Genomic DNA, 17,447 nt, shown 5'->3' on the forward strand with positions numbered 1-17,447 from the left:
GGGTCGCGTAGCTTGCCCAAAATATCTGCCAGCGAAGCTAGGGTGGGGGAATGGCGCTAACCGAGGCGGTGGCGGAGCGGAGCTACAAGGCGCCGCCGGTCGACGTGGACATCGCGACGCTCGCTGCACTGTTCGGCGAGCTTGGTCTCGGAGTGCCGACGGCGGTGACTGAGCTTGTCGGCGGCGGGGCCCGCTCGTTCCGCATCGACCGGGCCGACGGCGCGCCGCTGGTGCTCAAGGCGTTCAAGGACGCGTTTCCCTACGCGACCGGCAAGGAAATCTATGCCTCGCAGCTGCTGCGAGACCTCGATGTTCCCATGACGCGGTTCCTCGCTTCCGACGAGAGCCGGACGCGCCTGCCGTTCCGTTTCACCATTGCCAATTATCTGCCGGGCCTGCAGGTGATGCAGTTCAAGGACGAGCCGGACGTTGGCGACCTCTACCGGCAAATGGGCTCGATGCTGCGTAAGCTGCACTCCGTGCCGGTGCCGGGCGGCTATGGCGCCATCGGCGAAGAGGGCGTGGTCGACCCGTCGTCGACCAACAGCGAATACGTCAACCGCCGTTTTGCCTACAGCATCGGCCGGTTCCGCCACTTCGGCGGCGGCGAAGCGCTGGCGCAACGGCTGGAAGCGATCTTTGCAGCCCATGCCGATGTCATTGCCGAAAGCCGCGGCGCCGTCTTCGCCCACGACGATTTCCAACCCCACAACGTGCTGGGCGAGCGTGATGCAGCGCGGCGGTTGCAACTGACCGGGCTGCTCGACTATGGCAATGCCCAGGCCTCGGACGCCGTATGCGACCTCGCCAAGGCGCTGTTCTGCTGCGAGCACGACGCGCCGGGCTCGACCGCGTACATCCGCGAAGGCTACGGCCCGATCGATCATTCGGATCCCGACGCGGCGCTCTGGATCTACACATTGGTCCACCGCGTCACCATGTGGATGTGGCTGCGGCATTCCGGCTTCATCCGCGAGGGCGAGCACAACCCGCTGATCGACGACCTCACACACATGGCGGAAGCCGGGACTTACGCGACTTGACCATCACCTCCGACGCCGATCTCGAAAAGCTCAAGGCCATCGGCCGCATCTGCGCCGTGGCGCGCGACGCCATGGCTGCGGCACTACGGCCCGGGATCACCACGCTCGAGCTCGACGACATCGGCCGGAAAATCCTCGACGATCATGGCGCCCGCTCGGCGCCCGAGATCACCTACGACTTTCCCGGTGCAACCTGCATCTCGGTCAACGAAGAGATCGCGCACGGCATTCCGGGCGCCCGGGTGATCCGGGCCGGCGATCTCGTCAATATCGATGTGTCGGCCGAACTCGACGGCGTGTTTGCCGATACCGGTGCGTCCTTCGTCGTGCCCGAGGCCGATCCGCGGCTGGTGGCGCTCTGCCGCGATGGCAAGCGCGCCATGTGGGAAGGCATCCGCGCGGTGCGCTCCGGTGCGCCGTTGGGCGACATCGGCAACGCCATCGGGCGCTTCGCCAGGAAGAACCGCTACACGCTGATCGAGAATCTCGCGAGCCACGGCGTCGGAGACAGCCTGCACGACGAGCCGGGCGAAATCCCGACCTGGCCGGATCGCTCGGAACGCCGCACCATTGCCGATGGGCTGGTGTTCACCGTCGAGCCCTTCCTGTCGCTGGGCGGCCAACTGGCCGAGCAGAAGAGCCGCGACGACGACTGGACGCTGGTCGCCAATCCGCCGGCGCCCTGCGTGCAGTACGAGCACACCGTGGTCGCGACGCGCCGTGGCGCCATTGTGGTGACTGCGGCGTGAGCATGGCGCCGCGCTGAACGGTTTCTGAGCGGCCGGTTCCAATCGCATTCAAATACAGGGCCCTAGATTGGCTTCAACGCTGCACCCGGCAGCCAACTGAACCAAGAAGGCCCCCTCGAAATGACCTCCCTCGATCTCTTCAGGCAGACCAGCCGCGCGGCGGTGCTCGCGCTCGTTCTCGCCGGCACCGCGCTGGGCGCGGCCGCCCCGGCGCAGGCCGCTCCCCCGCTGCAGGGTTTCTCGCTCGACGTGCAGCCGCAGGGCGACGCGAATACCCTCAAGCAGTTCAAGAAGAAGGACTTTGGCCCCAACGACTTCTTCAACTGGTGCCTCACCGACAAGCAGATCCGCCGCGGACTGCGCCACTACGGCTTCGACGACGTCCAGATCGTCGATCACCTGAACAAGAACCGCGTCCGCGTCGAAGCGGTGTGGGACGACTGGGTTTACTCGATGCGCATCCACCGCTGCAGCGGCGTCGTCGACCGCATCAAGCGGCTCTACCCCGTGTGGGAAGACGACGACTACGATGACGACGACTGGGGTCCGTGGAACAAGAAGAACTGACCTGCAGTGATCGGGGCAGGGCGACCTGCCCCGATCAGATGTCGATGCGGCGGAACAGCCACCAGGGCAGCGCCCGCACCACCAGCATGATCCACCACCAGTAGCGCGGCGCGTATTGCACCGGTCCGCCGCGCTCCGCCGCCGACCGGACCACCCGCGCCACGCTGTCCGCCGGAACGAGATGGCGGCCGGGCGGGCTGTCGGCGGTCATCGCCGTCGCCGTCGGCCCCGGCTTCACCACCACGGCCCGCAGCGGCGTGCCGGCAAAGCGATGCGCGATGCCTTCGACCAGCGTCTCGACGCCGGCTTTGGTCGAGGCGTAGATGAAATTCTTGCGCCGCCCGCGGTCGCCCGCAACCGACCCCAGCACCACCAGCGCCCCATGCCCCTGCCGCTCCAGCAGGTTGGCCGCCGCCAGCGCCCACAGCGCGGTCGAGACATAGTTGGTCTCGATCATGCGGTGTGCCAGCGAGAGATCGGCCGCCGCCTCGGCCTGGCCCGGCATGACGGCATAGGCGATGAGGATATGGTCGACGCCACCGGCCGGCTCGACCAGCCTCGCCAATGCCTCGGCTGACGGGCGGGCCGCGAGATCGAGGCGCTCGGCGCGGCAATGCGACGCGCCGGCAGCCAGGAGTTCGGCGCTCATGGCGGCGAGCCGCGCTTGGTCGCGTCCGACCAGCACCAGGCTCGCGCCCTCGGCCGCGTAGATGCGCGCCGTGGCCGCGGCAATGCCGGATGTCGCGCCCAGGATGAGCACGCGCAGCTTTGCGCTTGGTATGTCCGAGATCGTCCCCGAGCTCCTGTTCTGGGGCTAAGGTCTAGCATTTGCTGGTAAAAAATCGAACACCGGCGAGGTAGCGATAGCCGCGGACGGGTGAGAGGCTCGTCTGCCGTTTCGTTGGCCGGGACGGGAAACCGGAAAAATCGTCCCGTTCCTCTTCTCCATCATGTCCGGTTGGCACGCCGGCCATCGCTGATGAACCAACGTCGCCGGTGCCTCCCGGTTGCGCCGGCCGGGCGGGGTTCTGCATCGCCTTTCGGCCGCATTGCTGTCCTTCGCGGGACACACTGGCCCTCTAGCGTCCGCCCGACCCTAAGCCGCAACTTCGGGGACAATCCGATGTCCATTGAGACCACCGAGGCCCGGTCGGCCCTCGCAGATTCCACCACTGCCGCCATCGAGCGCGAAAAGGCGCTGTTCATCACCCGCAATGCCGCGCGCTGCACCCACCTCCTCGTTCGCCTGATCGAAGGTGGTCCCGACGATGATCTGATCATCCGCGCCGCCTTCACCCTCGATCAGGTGCGGACCTGGCACCAGGCCGAAACCCGCGTGCCGCGCCGCGAACTCGCCATGGAGGCGGGTCCCGATCGCGGTCTGATCGCCGCCTTCGGCCGGCTCGACGAGGATGTCAGCGCCGCGCGTATCGCCCGGCTGTTCGCGCCCCTCACCGTAGCGCAGCGTATGGCGGCAGGCCGCAGCTAGCGCTGGTCGTTGTAGGGCTCCTTTGCCGTCCCCACGCGCCGGGCGAGGGCGCTGAACGACTGCATGCCGTTGTCCGACGCGGTGGCGTTGGCCATGCGCAGCAGGCGGGCCGGAAAGGCGAGGGCGTCGCGCTCGGCCGGCCGCAGGTTCTCGATGCTGCGGTCGTCGTTGATCGCGGTCTGCTCGGCCTCGCGCATCGCGTCGTCGACCTCCTGCCGGGTGACGAGCCCCTTGTTGATCAGCGTCTCGTGCATCGCCGCAATGGCGAGATACAGCCCCTCGAGCTGCAGGTTGGCGGTATTCATCGAAGAAACTCTCCCAGGAAATGAAAGAGGCGGGCCTTCGCCCGCCTCCATGCTGCGCTCATCCTCAGCGGATGAACAGCACGATGATGATGATGAGCCAGATCGGCACACCCAGGAGCCACAGGCCGAGGCCTCTCAACATAGTTTATCTCCTCTAGGTCCGGCGGAAGAAGGTGCGGAAGTAGGTGTTGTTGTCGCGGTGGTTGCCGCCCACCTGCGCCGCCCAGAACGCCCCCACCGCGCTCACCAGCAATGCTGCCGCCGTGAGGAACGCGGCAATCACGCCGGTCTTGCGCGTCTTTTCTGCGGCATCGGCCGCGGCCTTGCGGGCATTGTCGATGGCGGTCATGGTCTGCTCGACCCGCGTAGTCGCTTCCTCGGGCGGAATGCCCGTATTGGCGGCGACGATCTGGGCGAGATAGGCGCGATCCGCCTCGTTCACCGTGCCGTCGATGGCACCCTGCGCCACGATCCGGGCCGCTTCGGCGCGGATGGCCGTGGTGTCGGCGGTCGGCGCCGGGGCGCCTGGGGCCGGCCGGAACAGCGTGTCGACGAAGTAGGCGTTCGGATCGAGGGCCGCACCGGCGTCGTCCGCCACGGTAGCCGCCGCGTTGGTGACGGTCGCTGCCGCCGAGCCTACGGCACTGGCCGCGGCCGAGATGCCGCCCACCGCAATGATGGCGCCGACGACCAGCGCGCCACCCCACACGAGCAGGCCATGGGCGCCGTCGCGCATATCGCTCTCGTCCTCATTGGCATCGCCGTGCCGCTTGCGCAGCCGGCCGGTGACATAGGCGCCGGCCATGAAGCTCGATACCTGCACCCACAGCAGCCAGGTGCCGGCCGCGATCGCAATCCAGACCGGCAGTACGTCGTCGGCGGCGCGGAAGTCGACGAAGCTGAGCCCGATGGCGGAGCCGAAGCTCAGCAGCACCAGCGAGATGGCCGAGGCGATGACGATGCCGGCGATGATCGCCGGCCAATCGACGTAGGAGCCCTTTTCGTCGGCCACGGGAACAGGCGCGACGACGACGTCGGTTTCGTTAGCGAAGCTCATGGGACGGCCCTCAACGCAGGCCGAAGAAGGACAGGATGGCCATGATCACGACCACGAGGCCGACCAGGTAGATGACACCGTTCATTTTTCTTGTTCTCCGTTGACGCTATAGTCTGGTCACGGAGAAGTGCAATAATCCCGGTTTGGTTGCGCGCTGACGGTAAATAATCCAGCGCACTTGACGATTGGATCGGGGCGGCCCCCACCCGCAATGTCATTCCTGCGCGGACGGGAACCCAGTCGGTCATCGAGCGTGCGGCCACCGGATCCCGCCTGCACGGGATGCCGCCGGAGTTTTCGGGCCGCTTCGAACTGGAACGCCTTAGGTCCGCTCGCGGCCGACCTTGCGGTCGATTTCTTCGAGCACACCCTGGTCGCGCGCCACGCGATCGGAAATCATCTGGCGCAGCTTGTGCAACTCCTTGCCCGACAGTTCCTCGGCGCCGATGAGCCGGTTGTCGGCCCGCTTGAGCGCAAGGATCAGGTCGTCGAGCTTGGCCTGCACCGCCTCGCCGTCGCGGTTCTGCGTGTGCTGCAGCACGAACACCATCAGGAAGGTGATGATCGTCGTCGCCGTGTTCACCACCAGCTGCCAGGTTTCCGAGAACCCGAAGATTGGCCCGGTGACCGCCCACGCGGCGATCAGCGCGACGGCGATGACGAAGGTGGCCGGCTGCCCGGAGCCCCGTGCCACCAGGTTGGCAAACTTGTCGAACAAACCGCTGGCCATCGTTGCACCTTCAATTTGGCCGGAGATAAACATCGGCGCAGTGAGGCGGGTTCCAGCGGACGCATTGACGGTACCGCCGCGCTTTGCCGGAGAGAGGCCATTCCGCTCGGAGTCATTCCCGCGAAAGCGGGAACCTCTGTTTTCGGTGCGCGCAGTCAAACCAAGCTCCCCTCGCGGGATGACCTGGCGGGCGAATGGAGCGTTTCACGTTCGAAGCGTCCACAACTCCGGCGTCATCCCCGCGAAGGCGAGGACCCAGTGGCCGCATGTGCGGTGCCCCGACAGCGTTCCGCCTTCGCGGGACTGGCACGGTGGGCGGACCTTGCCTCAGTTTGCCAGCTGCTCGCGGAAATTCCGTTCCCACTTCGCGCCCGCTGCACGGAGGCTGTCGAGGAGGTCGGCTTCCAGCTCGGGCAACACCCGATGGTTGGAGTGGATGGCGAAGCACTCGATCTGGATGTTGGGCACGAAGGGCCGCATCACCAGGTCAGGCGGCAGGCCGGCGCTGAGGAAGAACGGATCGAGTAGGGCGAGGCCGAGGCCGTTGGCGCAGAAATGCGCGGCAAGGCCGGAATCCGCGATCTGGATACTGATCCGGCGGGCCACGCCGGCGGCGTCGAAGGCGTCGATGACCTGCTGGCTCAGCGGCGAGAGCCGGCCCATCGAGATCAGCGGCTCCTCGGCGAGGTCGAGCGGCCCCAGTTCATGTCGCGACGCCAGAGGGTGGTCCCGGTGCATCAGGCACACCACGCGGGCGCTGCACAGGCTGATCGCGGTCAGCGCGTCGTGCTGCGCGATGCCGTGCACGAGGCCGAGGTCCGACTCTTCCCGGACCACCTCCTGCTCGACGCCGGGGCGATGATTGAGCCTGACGGCAACCGGCGTTTGCGGATGCCGCCGGCGCACATCGATAAGCGCGGGAGTGAGCATGGTCTCGGCCAGAACCGACATCGCCGAAACGTGCACGGGGCGACCGAGGCCGGCACCGAGCGCCAGGGTCAGCGCCTGCACGCGGTCGACGCTGGCGAAGACCTTTTCGAATTCGCGGCTCAGCGCCGTCAGGTCGGGTGTAGGGATGAGCTTGGAACCGCGCCGTTCGAACAGCTGCAGGCCTGTCCGGTCCTCGGCCTGCTTGACCATGCGGCTGATCGCCGGCTGCGACACGTTGATCATCTGCGCTGCCTTCGCCATCGTTCCATGCGTCAGGATCGAGCGGATCATCTCCATCTCACGCAGGCTGATACGGCTGGAGTAGCGCGACAACGCGGCGATAACCTCAGGTCATTGGCTGCTAATTTATGATGATTAGACGACATGTCCCGGCCCTGCCTATGAGTCATAGGTGGGAAGACGGAGGATCTTCCCGGGAGGTGCGGACGATCGAAAAATGATCGCCGCGCATTTAGGGAGGGGATACCTTGAGACGCTTCACGCGCCGCAATACCTTTTTGCCTGCGGTCCTGGCCGGACTGCTGAGTTCTGCTTTCATCGCGCCCGCCGCGCTGGCCCAGACGGCCACCGCACAGGCGCCCATGCTCGATGCCATGGAGCTGCCGCCGGTCGCCGAGCGCGTCGGCAGCGAGCCGATGATCGTCACGCCCGTTGATGGGGTCCGCACCTATGGCGGCAACATGCGGCAGGTCTACCAGGGCGCCGGCGACGAGTCCTGGCTGCTGACCTTCTACCACTACGAGCCGTTCATGCGTTGGAACAACGAGATGAGCGGCGTGGTGCCCAACGTCGCCGAGGGCTACGAGGTCAACGCCGATGCCACTGAATACATCTTCGATCTGCGCGAGGGCATGAAGTGGTCGGACGGCGAACCGTTCACGGCCGCTGATATCGTGTTCTGGGCAGAGCATGTGCAGTTCAACGACAATATCGACCCGCTCGTCCGGGCGGGCTTTCTCACTGCTGCCGACGAGCTGAAGGTCGAAGCGATCGACGACTATACGGTGAAGTTCACCTTCGGCCGTCCGAAGTCGATGCTGCCGTTCCAGCTGGCCACCAATAGCGGCGTCTGGCTCGCCACCTATCCGCGCCACTACATGGAACAGTTCCATCCCGACTTTAACCCCAACGCCGAAGCCGAAGCCAAGGCGGCGGGCTTCACGACCTGGGAAGAGCGCTTCGTCGAGCGCCACAGCATCTACAACAACCTCGAAAAGCCGGTGATCACGCCGTGGGTGTACACCCGCCGCGCCGACGACACCGAGCTCATCACCATGGAGCGCAACCCCTACTACTGGAAGATCGACGACCAGGGGAACCAGCTGCCCTATCTCGACGGCTCGACCATCGAAGTCGTCAAGGACTTCGAAGTCATGCTGCTCAAGGTCCTGAACGGCGAGGTCGACTACAACGCCCGCTACATCAATACGCCGAACAACCGCGCCGTGATGTTCGACAATGAGGCCAAGGCCGGCCTCAAGTTCTTCGACATCGTCAACCCGGCCGCCTCGCCGGTGCAGATCCACCTGAACCAGACGGCCAGGGATCCGGTGCTCAAGGAGCTGTTCTCGAACCGCGACGTCCGCATCGCGCTCAGCGTCGCGCTCGACCGCCAGGAGATCATCGACATCATCTATGCGGGGCAGGGCACGCCGCACCAGATCTCCCCGCGTCCCGAGGAAGTGCAGTTCTACGACGAGGAGATGGGCACCCAGTTCACCCAGTACGATCCCGACATGGCCAACCAGCTGCTCGATGCGGCCGGCTACGACAAGCGGGATGGGAACGGGTGGCGTCTGTCGCCGGACGGCCAGCCGATCAACTTCGTGATCACCACGCGCGCCGACCGCCAGCCCTATGTCGACATGCTGCCCTTCATGGAGGAGGACTGGCGCGCCATCGGCTTCAACGTGCAGTTCCGCTCGCTCGAGAAGGCCGCCAAGGACGTGATGCGCAATGCCAACGAGCACCACGTGCTGGTCGACGACGGCGACGGCGCCTCGATGAACACCTATGTGTTCCCCCGCGCCTATGTGCCGCTCAACGGCGACAGCGCGTGGATGACCGGCTGGGTGCACAACGCGATCGGCGGCGCCGATCCGCAGGAGCCGCCCGAGTGGATGAAGGGCGTGATCGCGCTCTACGAGCAGATGCAGGTCGAGCCCGACCTCGAAAAGCAGGCCGAGCTCTACCGGCAGATTCTCAAGGTCCACAAGGAGCAGTTCAACATCCTGGGCCTCGGCCTGCCGGTGAACGGCATCGGCGTCCACCGCCTGCAGAACGTGCCCGCCGTCGCCTACGCCAGCTCCGCCCCCCTGTTCCCCGGGCCGACCCAGGTCGAGCAATACGCCGCCGGCGCGCAGTAAGCCTGCCTTGAACCACGGGAGTGCGCCGCCGCGCACTCCCGCCATGCGGGCGCCGACCGCCACCGTTTCATCATTCCATTTTCCAGGACACCCGATGACTGCCTCCGGCCTCAAGATCACCGCCATCGACGTCAAGGAGTACAAGTGGGAGCGCGACGTTCCCATCAGCAACGGGCTCCACACCTACACCAACCACGAGATCAGCTTCGTCGAGGTGCAGACCAATGCCGGCATCACCGGCTACGGCATCGGCCGCCCGCGTCCCGCCGAGCGCGCCTTCCGCGAGCAGTTCGCGAAAAAGCTGATCGGCCGCGACCCGCTGATGACCGAAGCGATCTGGAAGGAGCTGTGGTCGCCCAAGCTCTACGGCCGCAAGGGCATGGAGACGCGTGCCCTGTCCTCGATCGACACCGCGCTGTGGGACATCAAGGGCAAGGTCGCCGGCCTGCCGCTCTACAAGCTCGTCGGCGGCTATCGCACCGATATCCCGATCTACACCGCTGGCGGCTACTACGCCCCTGGCAAGGGGCTGAAGGAACTCGCCCAGGAAATGGTCGGCTTCGTCGAGATGGGCGCCCGCGCCGTCAAGATGAAGGTCGGCGCCGTCTCGATCACCGAGGATGTCGAGCGCATCCGCGCCGTCCGCAAGGCCGTCGGCCCCGACATCAAGGTGATGATCGACGCCAACTGCGCCTACCGCGCCTATGACGCCATCTCGCTCGCCCGCCGCGTCGAGGACCAGGACATCTTCTGGTTCGAGGAGCCGGTGCAGCCCGACGACTATGACGGCTTCCGCCGGCTGTTCGAGGCGACCGGCGTCACCATCGCCACCGGCGAGAACGAGTACACCAAGCACGGCTTCCGCGACCTGATCGCCACCGGCGCGATCTCGATCCTGCAGCCCGATGCCCGCTATACCGGCGGCGTCACCGAGTTCCTCAAGATCGCGGCAATGGCCGATGCCAACGGCCTCGACATCTGCCCGCACGGCGAGCAGCTCGCGCACCTCAACCTGCTCGCCGCCATCCCGAACGCGCGCATGCTGGAATACTACCCCAAGCCCGAGAACAAGCCGGACATCTTCCTCCACACCGCCCCGGTGAACGCCGACGGCACCGTGACCTGCCCTGACGTTCCGGGCATGGCGCTCGACCCCAATCCCGACTTCCTCAAGAAGGTGGAACGCCTCGCATGACGGGCCGGCGCGTCAGCGGCCCGGAGGCCGGCAGATGATCCGCTTCATCGCCAAACGGCTCCTCGCGATGGTGGTGATGATGTTCGTCATCTCCATCGCCGCCTTTGTCATCATCCAGCTTCCGCCCGGCGACTTCCTCACTACGCTGGTCGCCAGCATGCAGCAGGGCAGCGACGTCAGCCAGGAGCAGATCGCCTTCCTCACGCGGCGCTTCGGGCTCGATCAGCCGCTCTACGTCCAGTACTGGCGCTGGATCAGCGGCATCCTGTTCGAGGGCGATTTCGGCTACTCGTTCCAGTGGAAGCGCCCGGTAGCGGAACTGATCTGGGACCAGCTCGGCTTCACCATGCTGCTCTCGCTCGCCACGCTGCTGTTCGCCTGGGCCATCTCGTTCCCGATCGGCGCCTACTCGGCGGTCAAGCAGTACTCGATCGGCGACTACATCGTCACCTTCATCGGCTTTATCGGGCTCGCTATCCCGAACTTCCTGCTCGCGCTGGTGCTCATGTATATCGGCTTCCGCTATTTCGGGCAGTCGGTGGGCGGCCTGTTCTCGCCCGAATTCCGTACGGCGCCGTGGTCCTGGGCCAAGGTCTGGGACCTCATGAGCCACCTGTGGATCCCGATGATCGTGATCGGCGCGGCGCGCACCGCCGAGCTGATCCGCATCATGCGCGCCAACCTGCTCGACGAGCTGAACAAGCCCTACGTCACCACGGCGCGCGCCAAGGGGCTGTCGGAGATGCGGCTCATCTTCAAGTATCCGATCCGCATCGCGCTCAACCCTTTCGTCTCGACCGTCGGCTGGGTGCTGCCCAGCCTCGTTTCCGGCGCGGTGATCGTCTCGGTGGTACTCAACCTGCCGACGGTGGGACCGCTGCTGCTAAGCTCGCTGCAGAGCCAGGACATGTACCTGGCGGGAGGATTCATCCTGTTGCTGTCGGTCCTCACCCTGGTGGGCACGATCATCTCGGACATCCTGCTCGCCATCCTCGATCCACGCATCCGGCTGGAGTAGGGCGATGACCACCGATATCCCCAATGCCGTCCCCGAGACGCACCCCCGCACCAGGGGCGACACGCTGCCGACCTCCGGCGCCCGCAATTCCGTGGCCGACGACATCGAGACGTCGGATCTCGGCACCGTGGTGGACGTTGCCAGCCAGTGGCAGCTCATGCGCTGGAAGTTCTCGCGCCACAAGGCGGCCGTGATCTGCCTGTGGGTCGTCGGCTTCATCTACTTCGTCGGCGCCTTCGCCGAAATCATCGCGCCGCTGGATCCGAACCGCACCTCCGGCCGGCACCAATACGCGCCGCCGCAGGCGCTGCACCTGATGGCCGCTGATGGCTCGGGCTTTTTCCTGTACGTCAACGACTACAGCTTCGAGACCGACCCGCGCACCTTCCGCAAGTCCTTCGTGGCTGACCCGGACAAGCCGATCCCGGTCGGCTTCTTCGTGCGTGGCGACAAGTATCGCTTCTGGGGGCTGTTCGAGTGGGATGTCCACCTGATCGGCCCGGTCAACCCGCGCGATCCCTTCTTCCTGCTCGGCACCGACCGGCTCGGGCGCGACAACTTCTCCCGCATCGTCCATGGCACGCGTGTGTCGATGTCGATCGGCCTCGTCGGCGTTGCCCTCAGTCTCGTCATCGGCCTCGTTCTGGGCGGCATCTCCGGCTACTACGGCGGTCGCGTCGACCAGTGGATCCAGCGCACCATCGAGTTCCTGCGCTCGATGCCCACCATCCCGCTCTGGATGGGCCTGGCTGCGGCCATCCCGCTGACCTGGGACCCGCTCGCGGTCTATTTCGTGATCACGGTGCTGCTCTCGCTGATTGGCTGGACCTCGCTCGCCCGCGAGACCCGCGGCAAGGTGATGTCGCTCAAGAACGAGGATTTCGTCACCGCGGCGCGGCTGGACGGCGTCAGCGAGTTCCGCATCATCACGCGCCAGCTCCTGCCGGCCTTCATGAGCCACATCATCGCGGTGACGACGCTTGCCATCCCCGAGATGATCCTCGCCGAAACGGCGCTGTCCTTCCTCGGCATCGGCCTCCGGGCCCCGGTGGTCAGCTGGGGCGTGCTGCTGCAGGAAGCGCAGAACGTCAACACCGTGGCGACGGCGCCATGGCTTATCCTGCCCGGTGTCGCCGTGGTGATCGCGGTGCTTGCCCTCAACTTCCTTGGCGACGGCCTGCGCGATGCGGCCGATCCCTACTCGCACAACTAGGGGTCGTCATGTCCGATATCCTCCTCGAGATCAGGAACCTCTCCACCCACTTCGAGACGCGCTCGGGCGTCGTGAAGGCGGTCGACGGGCTCGACCTCACGCTGCGCCGCAACCACACCATGTGCGTGGTCGGCGAGAGCGGTTCAGGCAAGTCGATGACGGCCTCGTCGATCCTGCAGATCCTCAAGAAGCCGGGACGGATCGTCTCGGGCGAGATGATCTACCACTTCAAGGATGGCCGTACCGTCGACATCGCCAGGCTCGATCCCAACAGCAAGCAGATGCGGGCGATCCGCGGCAAATACATCTCGATGATCTTCCAGGAACCGATGACCTCGATGTCGCCGGTTCACACCATCGGCAGCCAGATCAGCGAGATGATCCTTGTCCACGAGGATGTGTCGAAAGCCGAGGCCAAGGCTCGCACCATCGAGCTGCTGAGCCGGGTGCGCATTCCCAACGCGGCGGCACGCTTCTCGTCCTATCCGTTCCAGCTGTCGGGCGGCATGCGGCAGCGCGCCATGATCGCCATGGCGCTGGCCTGCCGGCCCGAGCTGGTGATCGCCGACGAGCCCACCACGGCGCTCGATGTCACCACGCAGTCCAACGTGCTCAACCTGATGCGTGAGATCCAGCGCGAGTCCGGCATCTCGATCATGCTGATCACCCATGACCTGGGTGTGGTCGCCGAGGTCGCCGACGACGTCACGGTCATGTATCTGGGCCGCACCATGGAACAGACCAACGTGTTCGACCTGTTCAACAAGCCGCAGCATCCCTACACGCGCGCGCTGCTCGGCTCGGTGCCCCGGCTCGATCTTCAGCGCGGCGAGCGCCTGACGCAGATCCGCGGCATGGTGCCCAGCCCGTTCGCGCGCCCCAAGGGCTGCCCCTTCGTCACGCGTTGCCCGGAACGGCGGCTCGGCCTGTGCGAAAAGGAGGAACCGGGTCTCTACCGCGTCGGCGACAGCACGTCGCGCTGCTTCCAGCATGATCCCGCCCATGCCGCGGCCTGGGTCCAGGGCGATGAGGTGATGGCGTGAGCGAGGTGATGCAAACTCCCGTGAAGGCAAAGACCTCCGAACCCTGCCTCGAGGTCCGCAACCTCAAGATGCACTTCGGCCAGATCGGCGGCTTCTTCAAGCAGAAGACCGGCGTGGTGAAGGCCGTCGATGGCGTCGACCTCACCGTGGCCGATGGCGAGACCGTCGGGCTCGTGGGCGAATCCGGTTGCGGCAAGTCGACCCTCGGCCGCGCCATCCTGCGCGTCTACGAGCCGACCGAGGGCGAGATCCGCTACCGCAAGCGCGGCACCGGCGACTGGATCGACCTGACCAGAGCCCCGCCCAAGACGCTGATGGATCTGCGGCACGACATCCGCATGATCTTCCAGGATCCGTTCACGTCGTTGAATGCGCGCCAGACCGTGCTCGAGGCCATCGGCCAGCCGCTCCTCGCTCGCGGCGTCGCCCGGTCCGAGGTGCGCGACCGTGTCGCGACGATCATGGGCAAGGTCGGGCTTCGGCCCGAATACATGTCGCGCTATCCGCACGCCTTCTCGGGCGGCGAACGCCAGCGCATCGTCATTGCTCGCGCCCTCGTGGTCGAGCCGCATCTCGTCGTCGCCGACGAGGCCGTGTCGGCGCTCGACGTGTCGGTACGCGCGCAGACCCTCAACCTGCTGCAGGACCTGCAGGACGAGTTCAACCTCACCTACCTGTTCATCAGCCACGACCTCTCGGTGGTGAAGCACGTCTCCGACCACGTGGCGGTGATGTATGTGGGGCGGGTCGTCGAGTTCGCGCCGAGCGCCCAGATTTTTGCGCGCCCCCTGCATCCGTACACGGCGGCGCTGATCGGGGCCATTCCGGTATCCTCGCCCAACCTGCGCAGCCGGGTGCGCCCCGAGCTGACGGGCGAAATCCCCGATCCCTCCAGGCCGCCGCCGGGGTGCCTGTTCCATCCGCGCTGCGCCTTCGCCACTGAGGCCTGCCGCAAGGACGTGCCGCCGCTCCGCACCATGGCGGGCGGCCGCCAGGTGGCGTGCCATCACGCCGAACAGCTCGAACTGGCGGGGATTCCGGCATGAGCGCGCGATCCCTCAGACGACCTCCCTAGCGGTCCGGCGGACGGACCGAACACAACGATCATTGGATATTTTTGGAAAGGGTACCGCCATGTCGGACATGCTGACCCATTGGGCGATCTGTGACGATAGTTTGAGACTGATGAAGGCCGACGCGCGGGTCGAACCTGCGTTCACCGAGGCCTGCGAACGCCAGCCGCAGGTGGTGCGGCTCGGCGCCTGCACGCGCGGCGGCGGCAAGTGGATGCATCCGCTGCTCGCCGAGTCGATCAGGCGCTGGGACGATGCCGATGCGCATCCCGAGATCGACAAGAAGCTCGCCTGGGCCGTCGGCGGCATCACCCACCAGGCCTGCGACACCGTCGCCAAGCCGTACCTGTCGATGCATGCCGGGTCGGAGTGGAACCTCACCCACGACGTACTGATGGGCTCGCCCAAGGCGCGCGGTCGCGAGCACGAGGTCGACGCGGTCGAAGTGATGACCTGCTCGGCCTATTGCGACGTCCACGTGTTCCGCAAGGTCTACCTGTCCGGCGACGAGACCCCGTTCACCCGGCTGTTCCTTGGCGACCTGGGCGCGGCCGGCAAGGCCTTCGAGAGCTTCATCGGCACCATGTTCCAGCGCGCGCTGCTGTCGGCCCACACCTTCAAGCCGCCGCAGCCGCACACCGACGAGGCCTTCCTCGCCTGGTTCGACCATCTGATGGAATATGTGCAGCCGCTCTACCTCGATACCTCGATCTGGGTGAAGGCGTTCAACAACCCCGATCCGGCGCTGATGCAGCGCTATGCCATCGAGACGAAGTTCTACCTCGACAGCGATCCGGTCATCGAAGTCGCTCGCGCGCTGCACCAGGGCAAGAGCGTGTCGCAGTCGGCCATCGAAAGTGCGACGGCCGACGGCATCAACCAGTCCATGTACGGGCAGGGGCTGGAGCTCAGCATGCGCTACCTGCACAACGCCACCGACCTGTGGCACGGCCGGGCCGAAAAGCTGGTGGCTCCTCTCGCCTACCAGCCGGTCTGGTTCGAAAAGCCCGCGGCGCAGGCCTGAGGGCAGCGCGGCGTGGTATGGCCACGCCGCCTCCCTCCCTCAGCGGCCGTTCAGGCTGTCGATCTCGGCGCGATGGCGCTGCATGGCGAGTTGGATGCGATAGTCGCGCTCCAGTCGCTCCCGTGCCTCGGGCCGCGGCGCCAGCTGGGTGACGGGCTGGGCCATCCCCGTGCACGCCGACGGCAGGTCGGGATAGAGGCCGGTGGCGGTCGCCGCCACCATGGCCACGCCCAGCAGGGTAGGGTCCTGCGCCGCCGGTTCCACCACCGCGCAGCCGAGGACATCGGCGTAGAGCTCCATCAGTAGCGGGTTGTGGGTGTGCCCGCCCGTGACATGCAGCGTCTCGATCGCGTAGCCGCGCGCGTTCAGCGTATCGAGGATATGCCGCACCTGCACGGCGATCGCCACGGCCGTGCGCCAGTACAGGCGGCACAGGCTGTCAAAGCTGCTGTCCAGCGACAGGCCCGACATGACGCCGAGCGCCCGTGGGTCGGCAAGGGGCGAGCGGTTGCCATGGAAATCGGGCAGGACATGCAGCTGCGGCGCGAGGTCGGGCCCCTCGCTGGCCCGTAATTCGCTCACCCGGTCGATGACGCGACGATGCAGCTCCGGCGTCGGCTCGCCTCCCGCCGCATGCACTCGCAGCATGTGGTCGAGCAGCGCACCGGTCGCCGATTGCCCGGCCTCGTTGAGCCAGACGCCCGGCAGCACCGCGCCGTAATAGGGGCCCCACACCCCCGGCACCGGCAACGGCCGATCCGACAGCGCCATGACGCAGCTCGAGGTCCCCGCGATCAGCGCCAGGTGCCGGTGCATGTTCGGGGCATCCGCCGCGAAGCTCCCGAGCGCTCCGAGCGCACCCGCATGTGCATCGATCAGGCCCACCCCGACCACGCAGCGCGTCGACAGCCCGAGCTTTTCCGCCGCCGCCGCCGTCAACGGCCCCAGCGGTTGCCCGATATGGCTCGCCGCCTCGGGCAGACCCGCGCGGCCGAGCAGGTCGTCCAGCCCCACGGCGGCCAGGAAATCCGGCTGCCAGCCCGGGCTCTCATGGCCCAGATAGGTCCACTTGCACGTCAGCGTGCACTCCGACCGCGCCGTCGATCCCGACGCCTTCCAGGTGAGGAAGTCGACGAGGTCGAACAGATGTCCGGCGCGGTTCCAGCTGTCGGGCACATGGCGCTTCAGCCACATCAGCTTGGGCACCTGCATCTCCGGCGACATCGTGCCCCCGATGAAGTCGAGCACCCGGTGCCCGCCCGCCGTGCACGCCTCCGCCTCCGCCTGCGCCCGGTGATCGAACCAGGCGACCGTATCCCAGCGCGCCTCGCCCCCGGAACTGACCGGCAGCTGCCCGCCCGCGCCATCCCGCATCACCAGCGAGCAGGTCGCATCGAAGCTGATCCCCGCCGCCTCCTCCGGCCGCACCCCCGCGAGCCGCATAACCTCGCGCACCGATTGCCCGACCGCCTCCCAGATCTGCTCGGAATCATACTCGGCGATGTCCGGACCGACCCGGTGGAGCGCCAACGCATGTTCCGCCCGCCCGACCATCCGCCCCGACGGCGTCACCACGCCCGCCCGCGCGCTCGCCGTCCCCACATCCACCGCCACCAGCATCGCG

At 66.5% G+C, this 17,447-nt stretch carries 17 protein-coding genes; 11 read left to right on the top strand and 6 right to left on the bottom strand.

From position 1 onward, the window contains the following. Window positions 1-50 precede the first annotated feature (50 nt). From AC3A6I_RS07590 to AC3A6I_RS07600, 3 genes are all read left to right on the top strand, one after another. Window positions 51-1,043 (top strand): phosphotransferase family protein, encoded by a 993-nt coding sequence (locus AC3A6I_RS07590; protein ID WP_487543077.1) that lies wholly within the window; start codon window positions 51-53, stop codon window positions 1,041-1,043. Further along, a complete protein-coding gene (map, locus tag AC3A6I_RS07595; protein WP_487543078.1) occupies window positions 1,040-1,792 on the top strand; it encodes a type I methionyl aminopeptidase in 753 nt (250 codons plus the stop codon). The genes AC3A6I_RS07590 and map overlap by 4 nt, the downstream gene beginning before the upstream one ends. Before the next feature lie 120 nt (window positions 1,793-1,912). Next, window positions 1,913-2,359, top strand: a complete 447-nt coding sequence (locus AC3A6I_RS07600; RefSeq protein ID WP_487543079.1) for a hypothetical protein — start codon at window positions 1,913-1,915, stop codon at window positions 2,357-2,359. Window positions 2,360-2,393: 34 nt separating this feature from the next. On the opposite strand, the gene AC3A6I_RS07605 is transcribed toward AC3A6I_RS07600, so the two are convergent. Beyond that, window positions 2,394-3,119, bottom strand: a complete 726-nt coding sequence (locus tag AC3A6I_RS07605; protein ID WP_487543080.1) for an SDR family NAD(P)-dependent oxidoreductase — start codon at window positions 3,117-3,119, stop codon at window positions 2,394-2,396. Between the two features lie 363 nt (window positions 3,120-3,482). On the opposite strand from AC3A6I_RS07605, the gene AC3A6I_RS07610 reads away from it, so the two are divergent. Then, the gene (locus tag AC3A6I_RS07610; RefSeq protein ID WP_487543081.1) at window positions 3,483-3,848 is read left to right on the top strand and encodes a hypothetical protein; all 366 of its coding nucleotides are present in this window, start codon (window positions 3,483-3,485) and stop codon (window positions 3,846-3,848) included. On the opposite strand, the gene AC3A6I_RS07615 is transcribed toward AC3A6I_RS07610, so the two are convergent. The 4 genes from AC3A6I_RS07615 to AC3A6I_RS07630 form a co-directional block, all read right to left on the bottom strand. Then, a complete protein-coding gene (locus AC3A6I_RS07615; protein ID WP_487543082.1) occupies window positions 3,845-4,153 on the bottom strand; it encodes a hypothetical protein in 309 nt (102 codons plus the stop codon). The genes AC3A6I_RS07610 and AC3A6I_RS07615 overlap by 4 nt on opposite strands. Window positions 4,154-4,307: 154 nt before the next feature. Then, the gene (locus tag AC3A6I_RS07620) at window positions 4,308-5,210 is read right to left on the bottom strand and encodes a hypothetical protein (RefSeq protein WP_487543083.1); all 903 of its coding nucleotides are present in this window, start codon (window positions 5,208-5,210) and stop codon (window positions 4,308-4,310) included. Between the two features lie 322 nt (window positions 5,211-5,532). Beyond that, on the bottom strand, window positions 5,533-5,940 hold the full coding sequence (locus AC3A6I_RS07625; protein ID WP_487543084.1) for a low affinity iron permease family protein: 408 nt from the start codon (window positions 5,938-5,940) through the stop codon (window positions 5,533-5,535). Window positions 5,941-6,267: 327 nt separating this feature from the next. After that, on the bottom strand, window positions 6,268-7,203 hold the full coding sequence (locus AC3A6I_RS07630; protein WP_487543085.1) for a LysR family transcriptional regulator: 936 nt from the start codon (window positions 7,201-7,203) through the stop codon (window positions 6,268-6,270). A 155-nt stretch (window positions 7,204-7,358) separates the two neighbouring features. Here AC3A6I_RS07630 and AC3A6I_RS07635 point away from each other — a divergent pair, with 155 nt between their 5' ends. The 7 genes from AC3A6I_RS07635 (at window position 7,359) to AC3A6I_RS07665 (ending at window position 15,823) form a co-directional block, all read left to right on the top strand. Then, window positions 7,359-9,257 carry an ABC transporter substrate-binding protein gene (locus AC3A6I_RS07635; RefSeq protein WP_487543086.1) on the top strand — a complete coding sequence of 633 codons (1,899 nt, stop codon included), beginning with the start codon at window positions 7,359-7,361 and terminating at the stop codon, window positions 9,255-9,257. Window positions 9,258-9,351: 94 nt separating this feature from the next. Continuing rightward, on the top strand, window positions 9,352-10,452 hold the full coding sequence (locus AC3A6I_RS07640; RefSeq protein WP_487543087.1) for a mandelate racemase/muconate lactonizing enzyme family protein: 1,101 nt from the start codon (window positions 9,352-9,354) through the stop codon (window positions 10,450-10,452). A 34-nt stretch (window positions 10,453-10,486) separates the two neighbouring features. Beyond that, on the top strand, window positions 10,487-11,470 hold the full coding sequence (locus AC3A6I_RS07645) for an ABC transporter permease (protein WP_487543088.1): 984 nt from the start codon (window positions 10,487-10,489) through the stop codon (window positions 11,468-11,470). Between the two features lie 4 nt (window positions 11,471-11,474). After that, a complete protein-coding gene (locus tag AC3A6I_RS07650) occupies window positions 11,475-12,683 on the top strand; it encodes an ABC transporter permease (RefSeq protein WP_487543089.1) in 1,209 nt (402 codons plus the stop codon). 8 nt (window positions 12,684-12,691) lie between these two features. Beyond that, window positions 12,692-13,726 (top strand): ABC transporter ATP-binding protein, encoded by a 1,035-nt coding sequence (locus AC3A6I_RS07655; RefSeq protein ID WP_487543090.1) that lies wholly within the window; start codon window positions 12,692-12,694, stop codon window positions 13,724-13,726. Window positions 13,727-13,734: 8 nt separating this feature from the next. Then, complete coding sequence (locus tag AC3A6I_RS07660; RefSeq protein WP_487543091.1) at window positions 13,735-14,772, top strand: ABC transporter ATP-binding protein; 1,038 nt, start codon at window positions 13,735-13,737, stop codon at window positions 14,770-14,772. 88 nt (window positions 14,773-14,860) lie between these two features. Then, window positions 14,861-15,823: a hypothetical protein gene (locus tag AC3A6I_RS07665; protein ID WP_487543092.1), complete on the top strand. Its 963-nt coding sequence runs from the start codon at window positions 14,861-14,863 to the stop codon at window positions 15,821-15,823. 39 nt (window positions 15,824-15,862) lie between these two features. Here AC3A6I_RS07665 and AC3A6I_RS07670 read toward each other — a convergent pair whose 3' ends face one another. Further along, entirely contained in the window at window positions 15,863-17,443 is a 1,581-nt protein-coding gene (locus AC3A6I_RS07670; protein ID WP_487545001.1) for an FGGY-family carbohydrate kinase, read from the bottom strand. Between the last annotated feature and the right edge of the window lie 4 nt (window positions 17,444-17,447).

The organism is Devosia sp. Soil_C_22 (assembly GCF_057657195.1).